At 42.5% G+C, this 15,688-nt stretch carries 16 protein-coding genes; 9 read left to right on the top strand and 7 right to left on the bottom strand.

Annotated elements, in window-relative coordinates; genetic code table 11:
- The first annotated feature begins 670 nt into the window (after nt 1-670).
- From FN960_RS05705 to FN960_RS05690, 4 genes are all read left to right on the top strand, one after another.
- Entirely contained in the window at nt 671-1,819 is a 1,149-nt protein-coding gene (locus FN960_RS05705; RefSeq protein ID WP_260681936.1) for a metallophosphoesterase, read from the top strand.
- 35 nt (nt 1,820-1,854) lie between these two features.
- Nucleotides 1,855-2,109, top strand: coding sequence for a hypothetical protein (locus FN960_RS05700; RefSeq protein ID WP_143847734.1), 255 nt, complete (start codon nt 1,855-1,857; stop codon nt 2,107-2,109).
- Nucleotides 2,110-2,192: 83 nt separating this feature from the next.
- On the top strand, nt 2,193-2,756 hold the full coding sequence (locus FN960_RS05695; RefSeq protein WP_143847733.1) for a flavin reductase family protein: 564 nt from the start codon (nt 2,193-2,195) through the stop codon (nt 2,754-2,756).
- 9 nt (nt 2,757-2,765) lie between these two features.
- Nucleotides 2,766-3,020 carry a DUF4190 domain-containing protein gene (locus FN960_RS05690; protein WP_143847732.1) on the top strand — a complete coding sequence of 85 codons (255 nt, stop codon included), beginning with the start codon at nt 2,766-2,768 and terminating at the stop codon, nt 3,018-3,020.
- A 79-nt stretch (nt 3,021-3,099) separates the two neighbouring features.
- Here FN960_RS05690 and FN960_RS05685 read toward each other — a convergent pair whose 3' ends face one another.
- Nucleotides 3,100-4,017: a metal ABC transporter solute-binding protein, Zn/Mn family gene (locus FN960_RS05685; protein ID WP_260681935.1), complete on the bottom strand. Its 918-nt coding sequence runs from the start codon at nt 4,015-4,017 to the stop codon at nt 3,100-3,102.
- Nucleotides 4,018-4,130: 113 nt separating this feature from the next.
- The gene (locus FN960_RS05680; protein WP_143847730.1) at nt 4,131-4,946 is read right to left on the bottom strand and encodes an alpha/beta fold hydrolase; all 816 of its coding nucleotides are present in this window, start codon (nt 4,944-4,946) and stop codon (nt 4,131-4,133) included.
- A 411-nt stretch (nt 4,947-5,357) separates the two neighbouring features.
- Between FN960_RS05680 and FN960_RS05675 the strand changes: the two genes are divergently transcribed.
- On the top strand, nt 5,358-6,905 hold the full coding sequence (locus FN960_RS05675; protein ID WP_143847729.1) for a PTS sugar transporter: 1,548 nt from the start codon (nt 5,358-5,360) through the stop codon (nt 6,903-6,905).
- A gap of 58 nt (nt 6,906-6,963) precedes the next feature.
- Here the strand turns inward: FN960_RS05675 and FN960_RS05670 are convergent, their stop codons facing one another.
- The 5 genes from FN960_RS05670 to FN960_RS05650 form a co-directional block, all read right to left on the bottom strand.
- Nucleotides 6,964-7,662: a DsbA family oxidoreductase gene (locus tag FN960_RS05670; protein ID WP_143847728.1), complete on the bottom strand. Its 699-nt coding sequence runs from the start codon at nt 7,660-7,662 to the stop codon at nt 6,964-6,966.
- Between the two features lie 676 nt (nt 7,663-8,338).
- Nucleotides 8,339-9,148 carry an ABC transporter ATP-binding protein gene (locus FN960_RS05665; protein ID WP_143847727.1) on the bottom strand — a complete coding sequence of 270 codons (810 nt, stop codon included), beginning with the start codon at nt 9,146-9,148 and terminating at the stop codon, nt 8,339-8,341.
- Entirely contained in the window at nt 9,148-10,179 is a 1,032-nt protein-coding gene (locus tag FN960_RS05660; protein ID WP_143847726.1) for a FecCD family ABC transporter permease, read from the bottom strand. Before FN960_RS05660 ends, FN960_RS05665 begins: the two co-directional genes overlap by 1 nt.
- Nucleotides 10,176-11,150, bottom strand: coding sequence for a FecCD family ABC transporter permease (locus tag FN960_RS05655; RefSeq protein WP_143848052.1), 975 nt, complete (start codon nt 11,148-11,150; stop codon nt 10,176-10,178). The genes FN960_RS05660 and FN960_RS05655 overlap by 4 nt, the downstream gene beginning before the upstream one ends.
- Nucleotides 11,151-11,205: 55 nt before the next feature.
- Nucleotides 11,206-12,255 carry an ABC transporter substrate-binding protein gene (locus FN960_RS05650; protein ID WP_143847725.1) on the bottom strand — a complete coding sequence of 350 codons (1,050 nt, stop codon included), beginning with the start codon at nt 12,253-12,255 and terminating at the stop codon, nt 11,206-11,208.
- Nucleotides 12,256-12,480: 225 nt separating this feature from the next.
- Between FN960_RS05650 and FN960_RS05645 the strand changes: the two genes are divergently transcribed.
- The 4 genes from FN960_RS05645 (at nt 12,481) to FN960_RS05630 (ending at nt 15,671) form a co-directional block, all read left to right on the top strand.
- Nucleotides 12,481-13,359, top strand: a complete 879-nt coding sequence (locus tag FN960_RS05645) for a MazG nucleotide pyrophosphohydrolase domain-containing protein (protein WP_143847724.1) — start codon at nt 12,481-12,483, stop codon at nt 13,357-13,359.
- An 81-nt stretch (nt 13,360-13,440) separates the two neighbouring features.
- The gene (locus FN960_RS05640) at nt 13,441-14,226 is read left to right on the top strand and encodes an SDR family oxidoreductase (RefSeq protein ID WP_143847723.1); all 786 of its coding nucleotides are present in this window, start codon (nt 13,441-13,443) and stop codon (nt 14,224-14,226) included.
- A gap of 181 nt (nt 14,227-14,407) precedes the next feature.
- Nucleotides 14,408-15,013, top strand: a complete 606-nt coding sequence (locus tag FN960_RS05635; protein ID WP_143847722.1) for a hypothetical protein — start codon at nt 14,408-14,410, stop codon at nt 15,011-15,013.
- Nucleotides 15,014-15,044: 31 nt separating this feature from the next.
- The gene (locus tag FN960_RS05630; protein ID WP_143847721.1) at nt 15,045-15,671 is read left to right on the top strand and encodes a flavin reductase family protein; all 627 of its coding nucleotides are present in this window, start codon (nt 15,045-15,047) and stop codon (nt 15,669-15,671) included.
- Nucleotides 15,672-15,688 lie beyond the last annotated feature (17 nt).

The following is a 15,688-nucleotide window of genomic DNA, read 5'->3' as shown; positions in this document are numbered from 1 at the left end:
TATTTACACAATCATAAGGGCTTGACCTAGAAATACCCGTTTTCTTGTGGCGCGGCGAAAATCAAACATATTAAGAATAGAGGGTAAGGTCATCGAAGTATGACTTTACCCTCTATTTTCTTTTTATAGTTAGTAGCTATTCAGACACAATCTACTCGAATCTGAATGAAAAACTAAGAATGTAACTGAACGAAAAAATATAAGCATAATCAAACGTAGGAAATACACGGAGACTCCTGTGGGAGGAAGGCCTAGGTGAGACACCTTAGTGCGTTAGCACAAGGGGGCTCACCAGCCGCCCACGGAAAGCGGAGTGTATTTCCGAAGCGCAGCCAACCCTCTTTCGAGATGTCCCACCCTTAAATGGGAATGTTGGTCATTTGTCTGATCGGGAATATGAGCGGAAGGAGAACCCGTAGACTCCTGCGGAACAGAACGCGGCAGACCGACATCGAAGTGGCGGTTTTCCGCTTCGAGGGCTGAGGCCGTTCCCGCGGAAAGCGTAGGGTTCTCCTGTAGCGATGCATAAGCTCATTACTAGATGACTTTTTCAGGGACCTTATATATATTCTCAAGAATCTTTTTTGTGTGAAAGAAGGTCGGCTGAAGGTATACTTACATCATAAGTCACCAATATTTGAGAGATAGATAAAAAGGAGAATGGATACGCGTGAAAGGGATTAGGAGACTATTAGGGTTTACCATCATTTTATTGGCCTATGTAGGCATTAATTTTTATGTAGGTGTACACGGTGCCATCTGGTTACGTGCTATGAATGGAATGGAATCACAATGGAATGTATATTACTGGGGTATCTTTGCTTTTATTGCTTTTTCCTATTTAATCGCCCAAGGAATAACCGGACCTAGTAGTGGTTTGTTGAGATGGATTGGTTCGTATTATTTTGCGGTATTACAATACGCTGTTCTTTTTTTGCCTTTATTAGATCTCGTTGTTTGGATACTCTCACTAGCAGGCTTGCCCACTAATGAATACATTTCACTCATTGGGTGTGTAGTGTTGTTAGGAATGATGGGGATATTACTTTGGGGTTCGTTTAATAACTGGAGCCCAGTGATAAGACCGTACTCAATAACCATAGATAAAAAGGCTGGCGAGCGTTCCGGTCTGCGGATAATGACAGTTTCGGATATCCATTTAGGGTATATTATCGGGAACGGTTATTTAAAGAAGCTGATTAATAAATCAAAGGAACTAAAACCGGACATCATTTTAATACCTGGGGATATATTAGATGGAGACATTGAACCGTTTAAACGAAAGAAAATGGCAGAAACGTTAAGCTCGCTCCAAGCTCCAATGGGCACATACGCAGTACTTGGGAATCATGAGTATTATGGGGGAACAATCGAGGAATTTATTAAACTCGTTGAAGAAGCAGGTATTACGATGCTTCAGGATCAATCCGTGAAAATTGATGAATCCTTTTATCTGGTGGGACGTAAAGATAAGACAGCAGAGATTTCACCAGCAGGCCGAGAGAATGTCGCTGAATTAGTGGAATCACTAGACCAGACAAAACCAATTTTTCTTCTGGATCATCAACCGTATCACCTAGACAAGGCAGCAAGTGCCGGAGTTGATTTGATGCTTTCAGGTCATACCCATCGGGGTCAGATGGCTCCTAACCATCTAATAACATCACGATTATTTGAACTCGATTATGGTTACAAGTTAAAAGATACGATGCATGCCATAGTATCATCAGGCTATGGATCGTGGGGCCCGCCTATTCGGATTGGCAGTCGTTCAGAGATTTTGCAGATTGATGTGACCTTTACTGGAAAGGATGGATGATACCTAATTACGCAAATAGAAGAGGAGAGAAACAAATGACTACTCAATCAAATACTACCCAACAAAGTACAGCGATAGGTGCTTTAGTTTTAGCCATTGTCAGTTTATTTGTACCTCTTTTAGGACTTGTTGCAGCAATTATCGCACTTGTGATGATTTCAAAAGTGACAGACGAAGAGCAACTTGGTCTTAAGACTGCCACCAAAGTAATAGCGTGGATCTCAATTGCTTTGGAAGTGGTATTTGTCATATTTGCTTTTTTCGGCGTAATAAGTTTTTTTTATATTTAAGCATTTCAGTATGATTTGTAAATGATTGGTTTGAATTTATGGATATTGGGTATACAAAAACTAGACGAGGTAGGAGAAATGGTATGAGAACACCGACTGAGAAACCAGGCTGGCACACGTATCCGGGGATGGTGGCTATCGTTACATCGAAGCATGAAGATCAATGTAATGTGATGGCGGCTGGGTGGCACACATATATTGGCCAAAACCCAGGGTATTATGGAATTTCTTTAAGAAAAGAAACATACTCTTTTAAGCTGATTCAGGAAAGCAGAACCTTTGGAGTAAATTTCCTAACTGGTACTCACTCGGAATGGATTCAAGCTAGTGGAACGTACAGTGGATCGGTGACCGATAAATTTAAGACTCTGGACATCCCGTATGAACGGGGAATAAAAGTAGACGTGCCGATCCTTTTAGATGCTTACTTTGCTTATGAATGCAAAGTTGTGGATATTACTACATACGGTGACCATGAGTGGATTGTAGGTGAAGTGATGCTTACATATCAAGATAAGAATCTCTTCTCAGAAAACGGATTACCGGATTTAGCTAAGATTAGTATCCCAACCTATTTAGGACGCTCTGAATACAGAATGATTAATGAGCATACGGATGGAAAGACGCACCGAATTCAACGCTTATAAAGGAGGAGAATGATGACAACTCAAAGTACATCAAATCAACAAGGTATGGCAATAGGGGCACTTATTTTAGCTATTCTTAGTTTGTTTATACCTTACGTAGGCTTGATATTAGCAATTGTTGCATTAGTTATGGCAGCCAAAGTGACGACGCCCGAGCAGCGAGGGCTTATCATTGCGACAAAAGTAATTTCATGGATTTCAGTTATCTGGGCTATTTTATTTATTATATTACTAGCCTTAGGAGTTATGAGCACGTTTGTGTAAGTGCTATTCAACCTTTTGAGTATAGTGTAAAATCATGCTGGCATTAAAAAAACAAAGGAGATCATCTCTCCTTTGTTTTTTATTTGGAAAGAGCCTCAGCAATGGTCGTGACATTATGCTGATACATGCCAATATACGTACCTACCTCCGTGCCTTCCTCTCCCATCGCATCTGAATAAAGCTCGCCTCCTAGCTCGACCTCAACTCCTGCCTTGGCTGCACCATCGATGACGGACCGGATGGAGCTATCGCTTATACTTGTTTCAACAAATACGGCAGGAACCTCTTTTTCTATAATCGTATCAATGGTTGATTGAACGTCTGACAGACCAATTTCTGATTCTGTACTTAAGCCCTGTAAGGCGACAACCTCCAATTGATTGACTCTTCCAAAGTAACCAAAGGCATCATGAGCGGTAACAAGTACTCGTTGTTCTACTGGGATGTTGGCAAAAGTTTGCTCGGCTTGCTGTTGCATCTCTTCTAATTCTTTAAAATATGCCACTTTATTTGCTTCGAACTCATCCGCATGATCAGGTACAGCGTCTTTGATTTCCTCAACAGCTTCATCTAATGCAATCATCCATAAGCTTGGATCAAACCAAACATGTGGATCAATGGAGCCTTCCTCATCAAGTAAAAGATCTGCCTCTGGAATCGTCTCGGAAATCGCCACGGATGGCACACTTGAATTAGAGAAGACATCCATCATATTGGCTTCTAAATGTAAGCCACTATAAAAAATGAGGTCTGCATTTTGAAGTGTACTAATGTCACTTTGAGTGGCCTCATATAAGTGAGGGTCTACCCCAGGGCCCATTAATGCTGTAACGTTAATATGCTCTCCACCGATGACTGAAAGAGGGTCAGCAATTTGAGCGATGGTTGTGACAATGTCGATCGACTCATTCTCTGTTCCATCGGTTGTATCTGATTGGCAGGCAGCTAACAGTGCTAAACAGGAGACTGAGCCTACGACAACTTTAAATGTATTCACGCATAAACCTCCTAAAAATAAAATTGCTCTTAACAAACAAAGTAATGCAAGCATAATAAATTTTACCTAAGGAAACTTTAATGGTGTATGGCAATATTGTCAACATATTTTACTTAAGTTGTTTGGATAAAGGTTGAGAAATCTTGATTAAATACATCCTGATCGCAATAAAATACACCGTGCCCTGCACCCTCATAAGGATACAGGGTTGATCCGAGGATGAGAGCATGAAGGATTTCACCAAACTCATAAGGACAGACTTTATCTTTTTTTCCATGAAAAATACCCACGGGAACATGAATGCTTGAGAGGTCATTCCAAAGCATTTCATCTCGCAAGGAAACGGCTGTATAGGCTGTAGCATATCCAGCAGCAGCTAAACCCAGGTCAATAAACCATTGCTTAAATGGCTCGGAAGTTGGTCTTTCAAAAAACAAGTCTGCAAATTGACTTAGTAAGGCAGGTCGGTCTGTATAGGTTTCTTGAATGAGTGCATCCACTTCTCTTTTACTCATACCGTACGGAAAGCTAGGTCCTCTCGTGAAGCTAGGAGCCGCAGCTGAAATGAGTGCTAAGCGTGCAATTTGATGTCCAGCGTGCCTCGCCATATAACGAATGGAAATGGCTCCACCCATGGAGTGACCAGCAAGTGTAACTGATTTAAGGCCAAGCTTATCAATAATGACGCGAATGTCATCTGATAGTTGATCATAAGTATACCCAAACCAGGGTTTATCCGATTGACCAAATCCACGTAAGTCAACTCCGATACAACGGTATCCAAGCTTTGGTAGCTGATTATATTGATATTCAAAGCAGAGATGATTGAGTGGCCATCCATGTATAAATAAAATGGTTTCTCCATCACTCGGACCAATGTCCTCTACAAACAGTGCAGTGTTTGTTTCGACTAGTACCTTAAACCCCATTTTGTATCATCCTCTCACTTTTGCTCTTATGTCATCTTATGTAGAGGACAGCCTTCGATATACGGGTCAGGATGGTGGAATTCTTCTTTTTGAACGAACATAACAGCCAACAAAATATCCAAAACAGCTCGCTAAAAGGATTAAAAGGATGACCAACGCGGGGAGGACTTGTTTAATGTGCAAAACGGTTAAAACACCTAAGAAACTAAAGACATATAATCGAAGGAGAATATAATCTTTCATCATGGATCCCTCTCTTTAGTTGGTTATTGTATTACTAATCATCCTATGCGCAATCTCTACATATGGGCACAAGGTTTTTTCTAGTATTCTCTTTTCAAATAATGCTTTACTGTGGTAAATTGGTAGAGTGATAAAAGATATTACGAGTTAGAGATAGGCGGAGAAAATATGAAACAGGTTATTGTCATTGCAAGCAGTGGAGGCAATTTATATCACCTAGGTGGAAGTCATCCTGAAGTCTTAATAAAAGAATTGCAAACTCAAGCAGAAGCAGCAAATGTTGAAATAAGAGGCATTCAATTTATAGCAACAGAACAGTCGATGGACCATGTGAAATCAACGTCCCCAGCTAGTTTATTCGGATGGGATCCACAAACATCTTCATTAGAACACCTTTTCTCAGGAACATTAGAAGAGGTAAATCAGCGAGCTGTTGATCTTGATAAAAGATTGGCGGAATCTATTTTAGATGGAGAGATTGATGGATTAATTGCCATGAGTGCAGATCCTTCTAAGGCCAACCAGCAAGTCATTCAAGCGGCTGTGGAGGCAAAAATTCCGGTAGTTGGTACAGGAGGCACTTCCATGGCGGATATTGGTGTCCAAGGGGCAAACGTCATCGCCCAATCTGGAACAACCGGTACGTCTAATAAAACGAGAGCTATAGGTTTCATGACGGCATTAAGTAAGTATTGGAAAACAAAATATACACCAAAGCTTCACGCGACTGAAGCCAAAGAGCACTCCAAACCCAAGAAATTAAATGTGAGAGGAATTATGACGGCCTCTTTACCAGCATTTATTGCCTTAGCGATTGTTCTAGCTTTAAGTAAAGTGCCAGGCTTAACCATGCTAAGCGATGTGTTTGATGTTCTTATTGGAGCATTACCTGTTGTCATTGCAGTTATTGCGGCTAAGCAGATAGCTGAGCTTGAAGAGGTTTCAATTGTTGCGGGAATTGTAGCTGGATTACTCGCAGTGAATGGTGGAATTATTGGTGGTTTGCTTGCGGGAATTGGTGCGGGTTACCTTGTACCCTATTTATTTTCAAAATGTTTAAAGCTTAACTTCCCTGCGACCACTGTGAACATCGTAGCCGGTGGTTTTGGTGGACTCATCCCGGGACTAGCTGTCTTTTATGTATTGGGACCAATCGCCCTACAGCTAGGAGACTGGATTCGCTTTGCCATTGACCAAACCATACTTTTTAATCCCATTGTTGCGGGAGTTGTTGCTGGCTTACTAATCTGGCCAGCCATCATTGGGGGAATCTATCATGCTGCCATTCTTCCGATTGTTCTGCTTGAAATGGAGAATACGGGAAATAGCTTTTTAGGGGCAATTGATATGGTGGGTCTAGTTATGGTAGCTGCGGGAATTAACCTAGCAAACATCATTGCTCCGCGTAGAAAAGGCGAAGCAGCTGCAGCAGGACCATCATTCGGTATCAATATGATCTTTGGTACCTTTGTCGAATCAGCCTATCCGTTTATGTTCGCAAACCGACTTGTATTTATTGGCGCTATCGTTTCAGCAGGAATAGGCGGAGCGGTTGTGGGTATGTTTAACCTTCGCGGTACGGCATATGTACCAGCCTTTGCTGCACCAGGACTTTCCGATTCCGTGCTTGGATTTATTATTGCAATGACGGCATCACTCGTGAGCGCATGTTTATTTACCATTGTTGCCAACCGAATACAGGCAAAGAACGACTAGTAAAAATCCGAGCAGACGCGTCTGCTCGGTTTTTTTGTAGTGCTGCTTCTATCAGAGACTAACTTTTACAAGTGCCGTCTGAACAATTCATATCATCGGAAGGTTGATCAGAGGTTGATGGATGTTGCTCTTCCCATGCTTTTTGTAAGCTCTCCAAGAAGACGGAAGGGGGCTGAGCACCAGAAATAATATACGTACGATCAATCACAAAAAAGGGAACACCTTGAAGCCCAAGAGATACACCGTGCTGATGCTCTTGCTTGACCTCCTCAGTATATCGCTTTGATGCAAGCACGTCTGCTGCCTCCATTGAATCCAAACCAGCCTCTGTCGCAAGTTCAACAAGTGTTTCTGGAGTGGAGAGATGCTTAGACTCCGTAAAATAAGCATAAAAAAGACGTTCAGCTAACTCATTTGCTTTTCCTTTTGTTTTCGCAAATTGAGTCAGTCGATGGGCATCAAGCATGTTTGTTGGCTGCATCGAATCAAAATGATAAGTCAACCCAACACTGTTTGCCTGAGACGCAACGTTAGCCGTCATATTTTCCGCTTGAGTAACAGGTATTCTGTATTTACCTGCTAACAGCTCAGCCATCGTTTTTTCGGTGAACTTCTCCGCATGAGGATCCAGCTCAAAGCTTTTAAATTCAACGGTTACATGATTTTTATGAGGGAACTGATCTAATGCTTTCTCCAGATGCCGCTTCCCTATATAACAAAACGGACAGGCAAAATCCGACCAAATTTCTATGTTCATTAAAAGACCACCTTTTATATTTCTGTATATGTAAGTAGTGTATGTCGACTTGTGATATTAAGCAAGAAATGTAGCCGGGGAGTGCCTGAGCAAGAGCCGAGGGCTGTTATCAAGAAGATTGAGCATAATGGCAAGAGGAAGTAGCGCTTTAGCAATAGCGGAGGGCTGGTACCAAGAAGGTTGAGGGTAATAGCAAGAGGAAGTAGTGCTTAGCAATAGCGGAGGGCTGATACCAAGAAGATTGAGGGTAATAGCAAGAGGAAGTAGTCCTTTAGCAAGAGCCGCAGGGCGATACCAAGAAGATTGAGCGTAATATCAAGAGGAAGTAGTGCTTTAGCAAGAGCGGAGGGCTGATACCAAGAAGATGGGAGGTAATAGCAAGAGGAAGTAGTCCTTTAGCAATAGCGGAGGGCTGATACCAAGAAGATTAATCAAAATACCAAGAGAAAGCCCTGCTTTAGCAAGAGCCGCAGAGCGATACCAGGAAGTCTGATCAAAATACCAAAAGAAAGCACCGCTTTACCAAGCCCGAGCACGATACCAAGAAGAATGAGTAAACTAGCAAGAGAAAGCCCCGCACTACCAAGAGCCCGAGCACGATACCAAGAAGATTGGGCAAACTAGCAAGAGGAAGCCCCTCCTTACCAAGAGCCCCGAGCACCACTCCAAGCTAAAGCTATCTTCCAGTTCTCACATGATGCCTTCCTCTGGGTACTACTAACGGACTTTTTGAGACAGGGTCTTCTATCACGGTGCATTCGAGTCCAAAGATTTCCTTAATCAGTTCACTGGTAATAACTTTAGATGGTGTGCCTTCAGCGATTAGATTTCCTTCACGTAAGGCGAAGATATGGTCGGCATAACGTGCGGTTAAATTGATATCATGGAGCACCATGACGATGGTTGTGCCGTGTTTTTGGTTTAGATCTGTTAACAAATCAAGGATTTCCACCTGGTAGGTGATATCAAGAAATGTAGTGGGCTCATCCAAAAATAAGATATCTGTCTGCTGAGCAAGGGCCATGGCGATCCAGACTCGTTGTCGTTGACCACCGGAGAGCTCATCAATGTTACGGTTGGCTAGTTCAACAATATCCATAATCTCCATTGCTTCGGCGACGGCTTCATAGTCTTTTTTTGTCCAGCCGCTGAGTAAGGATTGATGCGGGAATCTTCCTCTGCCTACTAAATCTGTAACAGAAATTCCTTCTGGTACGGTTGGTGATTGGGGCAGGATCCCTAAGACACGTGCAAGTTGCTTAGGGGGAATTTTTGCAATGGATTTTCCATCGAGCGTCACTGTACCGGCGATGGGTTTAATGAGGCGAGCCATGGTTTTAAGCAGGGTGGACTTCCCACAGGCGTTCGCTCCAATAATGACACTGATTTGATTGCTGGGTATTTCAACATTAATTTTATCGAGAATGGTTTTCTGATCATAGCCAGCGACAATTTGTTCCGTTTGAAATGTACGTGTAGGTTTCATTATAAACTTCCCTTTCGATTCATGCGGATAAGAAGGTAGAGCAAGTAAGGGGCCCCGAGCAACCCAGTTATGATGCCAACAGGGAACCGAACCTCAAACGCAAATTGTCCAAGTAAATCTGCGGCCAATACGAGATTAACGCCAACTAAACCAGCAGGGATCACATTGGAATACCCGATTCCTACTAAACGTTTGGAGATGGGGCCAGAAAGAAAGGCCACAAAGGCAATGGGTCCAGTGGTTGCGGTTGCAAGAGCAATCATAGCAACGGAACTTAGAATAAGAAGCATCCTTGTGCGATCCGTATTTAAACCAAGTGACGCCGCGGATTGTTCCCCAAGCTCTAATAGGTGTAAATGCTTCCCGAGTAAAATAACAATCGGTGCACAGATGATTACGGTAATGATTAATGGTAAAACGGCCTGTAATTGTGAGCCGTTCAGGCTGCCGTTTAGCCATCGTAAAGCCGTTGCAAGATCCTGCTGTGCCCCTATTAATAATAAATAGGAAATCACAGCACTTAACATAGCTTGAATACCAATCCCTATTAAGATCAGTCTTCCAATAGAAAAGGCTCCTCCTCTTGATAATACATAGATGATGACCACTGTGACGAGACCGGCACAAACTGAGGCGATCGATATCGTCGTGTTACTTGTCTGAAAGACCAAGATACAAATAAGTGCAGCGACACTTGATCCAGCAGTAATGCCTAATATGTCAGGATTAGCAAGTGGGTTGCGTAGCATGGTCTGAAAGGTGTTTCCGGCAATACCAAAGGCAATTCCAGCAAAAAATCCTGCTAGCATTCTAGGTAAACGAATGGTCTCTACAGCAAAGGATGCTCCTGGAATGTCAGCTCCAAGTAGAACGCCTACAACATCCTTTACTGGATAAATCGTGTTGCCGAGCATAAGCATGGCGACAGAGAGAGTAATAGCTACGATACTCAGTATCCCTGTAACCATGATCCAGCGTAAGCGGCGTTCGCGTCTACCGGCCATAATATTTTCAATGGTTGTTTGTCTCATAATGATCGCACTTTCATTCTAGTCGCTAGGAAGATTAATAAGGGGGCACCAATAAAGGCGGTAACAACACCGGCTTCTAGCTCCCCGGGACTGCCAAGCAGCCTGCCGCTGACATCAGAAATGGTCAGAATGGCTGCTCCAGTAAGAGCAGACATGGGAATAATAAAACGCAGGTCTGTTCCAAGCACGAGTCTGACCAAATGGGTGGACAAAAGACCAATAAATCCAATAGGACCTGCGAGCGCGGTGGCTGCTCCACATAAAATCACGCCTGCAAATGCAGCAACCAACCTTAATACGCCTGTCCGAACGCCTTGTCCGGTGGCTACTTCATCACCAAGAGCTAGAGCATTAAGAGCTGGAGCGGCTATAATCGCAAGAATAATGCCAATGATTAAAAAGGGCAAAAACGTCGTAATCGCACTCCAGTTTGCTGAGCCCACGCTACCTACCTGCCAAAATCTAAATTGATCCATAACATAAGAGCGTGGAAGCATAATGGCGCCAATAAGAGAGGATAAGGCCGCACTCGTGGCTGCACCAGCCAAAACAAGCTTTAAGGGCGTAGCCCCTGCTCGCCCCATAGACCCAATTCCATATACAAATACTGCTGTGATCATAGCCCCAGCAATCGCAAGCCCAATATATTGAGCTGCGGTACTGATTTGTAGGAAGGCCAAGCCACATACGACAAATAAAGCGGCACCCGTGTTTACACCGAGAATACTTGGGTCTGCAATTGGGTTTCGTGTCACGGCCTGCATAAGAGCCCCTGATACACCAAGTGCAGCCCCGCAAAACAAACTAAACACCGTTCTTGGGATTCGCTCTCGAACGACACTTGCTCCATACGATTCAACCTCAGAGAAAAACAATCCTGCCAACAGGTCACTTTTCCCCACAACTCTTGAGCCAAATACAAAGGAAGCGATGACACATATAAAGAGTAATATAAGAGAAAGAATGAGCATCTTCCAAAAATGATTTGGAAGATGCGCGTGTAGACTTTTCGTCGTTTTCAATTGTTTACTCCTCGATCTTATCAGCCGCTTCTGCAAGGAGTTCTACGTATTCATCAATCGTATAGGAGATAGAAAGTGGATTGGGTGTACCTGCAGCAGCAAGATCTGAATTTCCACTAATAAATACAATAGATCCTCTTTCAACAGCGGAGATTTGGCCTAATCGTGAATCGGCTTGTAACACTTCTAGTAGCTCATCATCCCCGTACCCAACAATGATATCTGCAGCATTTAAAGCATCCGCATTCTCAGCACTTAGATTTAGGGAATAAGCGGTCTCGTCCTCAATCATGTCCGAAATGTCTTCAGGAAACACGAGACCTAGCTCCTCTAAAAATGAAACGCGTGTATCAACGGGTGTATATAGATGTAATTGAGATAGGTCATTTTCTGAGAAGTTAACCCATAGAACATTTTTACCATCTAGTTGTGGATATTCGGCTACTTTCTCTGCAATTAATTCTTCCGTATTCGTAACAAGCTCGTCGCCTTCTTCCACCATACCCATTCCAGCAGCATTCATTGTGATTTGCTCACGCCATGTGGTTGTCCAAGGGGACGTAGGATAAGCAACAACTGGTGCGATTTGGGTTAACAAATCATAGTCTTCTTGTGAGATACCAGAATAAGCAGCTAGAATCACATCTGGATTAGAATCAGAAATTGCTTCAAAATCAAGACCATCTGTATCTTGATAGACATTAGGGTCACTTTCTCCAAGCGCCTCTACCTTTTCTGCTGTCCAAGGTAACATGCCGCGATCATCAACAATCCCAAAGTTTGCAGCTGAGAATCCAACTGGTACAACATCAAGAGCAAGGGCTACATCCTGGTTTCCCCATTGGATAGTAGCTACGCGCTCTGGTTTTTCTTCAAGAACGGTTTCGCCAAAAGCATGCTCAATCACAATAGGGTATCCAGACTCTATTTCTTGAGAAGCGGTCTGTGTGTTGTCATCTACAGTTGAGGTCTGGCCTCCGCAAGCTGCTAATGTCACTGTAGCTAGAGCTGAACCAAATAATACTTTCATTAAACTTGTTTGTTTTGCCATCATCTTTACCTACCTTGTCTATGTAATGGTTTTTTAGATTCTAACAATAAATTCGATAACGATAATCATTCTCAAATATTTTATATTTTAATTTACATACTTGTCAATTGATTTTTTTGATTCGTGTGTCTACATCAAAATAGAGTGATTGATGTTAAGATAAAATGGACAAAAAATTAGCGTTCTCAATACATAGAGAATAGCGTTCGAAAAGAGTGGAGGTCCATTATGAGTTACACGTCTTTACAGACAATTAGAGATTATCAGGAGCTGGTGGATCAATCTATTCGGCATCTTGGCGGTTATTGGAGAACCCTTTCAGGAATGGCACGGGTCACGGAGGAAATAGGGGAGTTAGCAGAGCTGTTGCTAGTTGAAGAAGCAAATGATGAAGACGTCGGCGGAGAGCTAGCAGATGTTTTTATTATTACCACCTGTTTAGCTAATCAGTTTGCGTGCGACTTAACGAGCGAGTACAAGAAGCTTGGACTATCAACAGAGGTTCAATACATAATACATGAACAAAACGATTTGCCGACTGCTGTGAACTTTCAGCGACTTGTACAAACAACCGGTCAACTAGCTAGACTTCTAAATCATTACGATGGGGACAAAAAATTAAAAGTGACGGAAAAACAAATGTCCGTTTGTTCCGTTATTGCCTTGGTTCATCAGCAGCTGTACACATTTGCTGCCTCGCTTCATACAAATGTATTTGATCATGTAGAACGTACACTTAAAAAGAACCTGGAACGAGATCGCCATCGATTTGCGTTAACCTCGGACCCCATTACAGAGCCGACCGTGGAGAGGTATCTCCAATTAAAAACGCATAGCTCATCCGTTTTTCAGCAGGGCAGTCGCTATTGGGGAGCGAAGCCTTGGGATGTGACGCAAACGTTACAAGAGAATATGGAGCGTTTCTCAGGATCCCTGCGTCGATTTACCGTCTGTTCAAGAATAGAAGGCTTGGACGGATTCATTATTGAGGCACCAAAGCAGGCTCTTACACAAGTTGAGCTACAAACTTATGTCGATAGTGCGTCACTCAAGATAACACAAGTTGAGAGTAGGGAGACTGTCTATTTTTTGCTGCGTGTCGAGTGAAATGAAAGTGGTTACAGTTGCCTTTTTTTGATCCCTTGTTCACAATAATAACTAGTTGAAAATTGTATGGAGGTGGAAGCTATGGATTTACATTTAAAAGGGAAAACGGCATTAGTAATTGCTTCAAGTCAAGGTTTAGGAAAGGCTGTCGCTAAGCAATTAGTTAAAGAAGGCGTAAATGTAATGATATCAAGTAGAGATGAACAGAAGCTGTCTAAAGTGAAAGAGGAGCTCCTTGCCGTAGACGGAGGACGAGTTGAATATGAGGTGGCTGATATTACCAAGGTTGAGGACATCAAACGATTGGTGCATGCGACAAGCACAGCCTTTGGGAAAATTGACATTCTTGTTAATAACGCAGGGGGTCCTCCAGGTGGTGGGTTTGAACAATTTGATGATGAGCAGTGGGAGCAAGCATTTCAATTAAATTTATTAAGCTATATCCGTTTAATACGAGAAGCGCTTCCAGACCTTAAACAATCCGGTGGGCGCATATTAAATATAGCCTCATCCTCTGTGAAGCAGCCGATACCGGGATTAATCCTGTCAAATACATTCCGTATGGGGATTCAAGGCTTGGCTAAAAGCCTGGCTGAGGAGCTTGCTCCTTATGGCATCTTAGTTCATACAGTATCACCGGGGAGAATCGCTACAGATCGTGTCGACCATTTAGATCAATTAAAAGCTGACAAGCTAGGTAAGTCTAAAGAGGAAGTAGCGGAGCAGGCAAGAAAAAATATTCCGCTAGAGCGGTATGGAACGCCAGAAGAGTTTGCAAATGTAGTGACCTTTTTAGCGTCAGAGGCCTCAAGTTATATGACTGGTAGCTCCATACTAGTAGATGGTGGAATGATTAGAGCTATATAAATATAACCGCTTTGAACCATGATATCTTCATGATATTGTGGTTCAACTGCGTCCTATCTCTTCAACATCACCTTTTTGTTACATTTTTCTAAAGATATACAAGTTAAGGTAGGAGTAGGGTGGATTATGTGGTACCTTGGATACAATACTTTTTCATTAGTTAGAGGAGCTGAAGCTGTTCGTGAAGAATATTGCGATTGGTGCAACAATTATTATTTTGTTGGCAGGCGCAGCTATTGCCTATATAGGGATGACCCAGGAAGGTTTATTTGCATCGGACTCTAATGAAGTAGAGAATCTTCCTACGAGAGAGCTAGGTACTAAGACAGAGGCAGCAGAAGGAATTATTGACTATGAAGCCTCCACGGAACGTGTGGTTTTTCAAGAAGGGGAAGAAGAGAAAGTAAAAGAACTCATACAAACGCATCATGATTTTTTGAACCATTTGGCAGGCTGGGGTGGAGTTGAACGGTTAGACCATTCCGAGCTAACCGAGCGTGAGAAATGGAGAACATTAAAATCAGATGTCCAATGGATGATGGACTATGGTCTTTCACACTCAGAAATGATGAATGATCTTAGGAATGCAGAAGCACTTATAGAAGTGTCGGAGGAGCACTCTGATGAAATGTCTGTGCGATATCTTCATCGAATTTTTCATGATTTAGATGCAGAATTAAATGGGACGAATGTCGACCGAATATGGAATGTCACGTATGCTTTCGGTGCGGAGGAAGAGATAAATAAGGTTTATAATTATATGCATGATTTAGAGGCAAATGATTAATATAATTTAAAAAAATGAAGGAGTGAAAGGCATGCACCATACATTTACGGCTACTGATTTAACAAAACAGGAACACTATCGGCTTCTTTCTGGTTCTGTGGTGCCAAGACCTATTGCTTTTATTACAACCCTATCGTCTGAGGATACAGGAGTCGTGAATGCGGCTCCTTTTAGTTTTTTTAATGTGGTTTCAGCGGATCCGCCATTAGTCTCTATTTCTATTGGAAGAAAGGATGGACGAATGAAAGACACAGCCCGCAATGCTCTTTATAACAACGAACTTGTCATTCATGTTACTGATAAAGTTATCCTTGAGGGTGTAAATGAAACTGCGGCAAATTTAAAGCCAAATGAAAGTGAGCTTGATCGAACAGAATTCCATGTAAAACCAAGTGAAATTGTCAAAACACCGGGCATAATAGAAGCAAAAGCTCGCTTTGAGTGTATACTTCATAATCATATACCTATAGAAAATGAGTATGGGGTCATTACGAATGATTTACTGCTTGCAAAAGTGGTTTGCTATCATGTAGCCGAGGATGTGTATGATCCCGAGAAAGGCTACTTGTCCTCAGAAGCATTGATGCCAGTTGCTCGATTAGCGGGACATGATTATGCTTTTTTAAGTGACGTGTTTTCAATAAAGAGGCCAGAATAATTCTTGAATGTCTCACG

Origin of the sequence: Alkalicoccobacillus porphyridii (genome assembly GCF_007293315.1) — a bacterium.
Taxonomy (GTDB): Bacteria; Bacillota; Bacilli; order Bacillales; family Bacillaceae_D; genus Alkalicoccobacillus; species Alkalicoccobacillus porphyridii.
The sequence above is the reverse complement of the archived record's forward strand: the minus strand, read 5'-3'. Positions and strand labels throughout refer to the sequence as shown.

Coding starts and splice junctions, on each gene's coding strand:
- FN960_RS05670 (WP_143847728.1), bottom strand. CDS start 7,662: ATGAACATAGAAATTTGGTCGGATTTTGCCTGTCCGTTTTGTTATATA.
- FN960_RS05700 (WP_143847734.1), top strand. CDS start 1,855: ATGACTACTCAATCAAATACTACCCAACAAAGTACAGCGATAGGTGCT.
- FN960_RS05665 (WP_143847727.1), bottom strand. CDS start 9,148: ATGAAACCTACACGTACATTTCAAACGGAACAAATTGTCGCTGGCTAT.
- FN960_RS05645 (WP_143847724.1), top strand. CDS start 12,481: ATGAGTTACACGTCTTTACAGACAATTAGAGATTATCAGGAGCTGGTG.
- FN960_RS05650 (WP_143847725.1), bottom strand. CDS start 12,255: ATGATGGCAAAACAAACAAGTTTAATGAAAGTATTATTTGGTTCAGCT.
- FN960_RS05630 (WP_143847721.1), top strand. CDS start 15,045: ATGCACCATACATTTACGGCTACTGATTTAACAAAACAGGAACACTAT.
- FN960_RS05655 (WP_143848052.1), bottom strand. CDS start 11,150: ATGCTCATTCTTTCTCTTATATTACTCTTTATATGTGTCATCGCTTCC.
- FN960_RS05680 (WP_143847730.1), bottom strand. CDS start 4,946: ATGGGGTTTAAGGTACTAGTCGAAACAAACACTGCACTGTTTGTAGAG.
- FN960_RS05675 (WP_143847729.1), top strand. CDS start 5,358: ATGAAACAGGTTATTGTCATTGCAAGCAGTGGAGGCAATTTATATCAC.
- FN960_RS05695 (WP_143847733.1), top strand. CDS start 2,193: ATGAGAACACCGACTGAGAAACCAGGCTGGCACACGTATCCGGGGATG.
- FN960_RS05640 (WP_143847723.1), top strand. CDS start 13,441: ATGGATTTACATTTAAAAGGGAAAACGGCATTAGTAATTGCTTCAAGT.
- FN960_RS05660 (WP_143847726.1), bottom strand. CDS start 10,179: ATGAGACAAACAACCATTGAAAATATTATGGCCGGTAGACGCGAACGC.
- FN960_RS05690 (WP_143847732.1), top strand. CDS start 2,766: ATGATGACAACTCAAAGTACATCAAATCAACAAGGTATGGCAATAGGG.